Genomic DNA, 1,157 nt, shown 5'->3' on the forward strand with positions numbered 1-1,157 from the left:
AAGAAAAAAACTACTTTTGTATACGTACCTCAAGACCAAACAGCCCACCTTCCAGAAGAGGCTATGAAAATCAAACAGTATATTATGGATTTACTAATAAAAAAAGTTACTGAAAATACAACAGGGAGATGAGACTGCAATGCATGTAGCCATTTACGTTCGGGTATCGACCACTTCACAAGCATTAAAAGGAACTAGTTTGGACTCACAAATAACTTTATGTAAAAACAAAGCAAAGGAAATTGGCTATCTCGATTCACACATCCTCCTTTACAAGGAAGCTGGCGCTTCTGGTGAAGATATTGATATCCGTCCTGAAATGACTCGACTAAGAGAAGATATTAAGAAAGGTGAAATTTCAAAAATTATTATTCAACATCCTGATCGGCTTAGTCGTGAACTAATAGATAAGTTAACTGTCTGCCGTGAATTCGAAAAATACGGTGTCGAAATTATATTTGTTGATACAGAATTTCAAAATACACCTGAGGGCTGGCTTTTTTTCAATGTAATGAGCTCAATTGCCACATATGAATTAGGGTTGATAAGGAAAAGAACTGTCCGTGGTCGATTAAAAGCTGTTGAAAAAGGAAAAAAAGTTATGCCAATGCGTGTCCCACCATTTGGTTACGAACTAGTCAATAATCAACTTGTAATTCATAAAAAAGAAGCTGATATCGTTAAACAAATATATCACTGGTATGTTTACAATCAATTAACGTTACGACAAATTGGAGAAAAACTTTACCGATTAGGTGTTGTGCCAAAACGAAAAGAAAAAAAAGAATGGAACGCTTCAAGTATTCGTCGTATTTTAACTAGTGAGATTTACATCGGCAAATATACTTATAACAAAAGAAAAACTCAAAAGATAAAAGGTGAAAAAACCGAAACTGGTAATCCTAAAAAAACATACACAATACGTGAGAAAGAAGATTGGATTACAATTGATGTACCTAGAATTGTTGATGAAACATTATTTAACTTAGCACAAAAACAACGAAATAATAATACAAAAAATTCGGGGAATACCAAAAATCAATATTTATTGAAAGGACTTATAAAATGCCAATGTGGCAGAACCTGGGAGGGCACTTTTTACAGTGGTCGAAAAGATAAAATAACCGGAGAACAACAAAAATATTTCATATATCGTT

The 1,157-nt window shown here is 33.4% G+C and carries 1 protein-coding gene; it reads left to right on the forward strand.

What is annotated here, in order from left to right; translation table 11 throughout:
* Positions 1 to 139: 139 nt before the first annotated feature.
* Positions 140 to 1,157: recombinase family protein (locus tag RCF13_RS02770; protein WP_308140819.1), on the forward strand; the 1,018-nt coding region annotated here is incomplete at its 3' end.

Source organism: Stenotrophomonas maltophilia group sp. RNC7, assembly GCF_030910085.1.
Lineage (GTDB): Bacteria > Pseudomonadota > Gammaproteobacteria > Xanthomonadales > Xanthomonadaceae > Stenotrophomonas > Stenotrophomonas sepilia.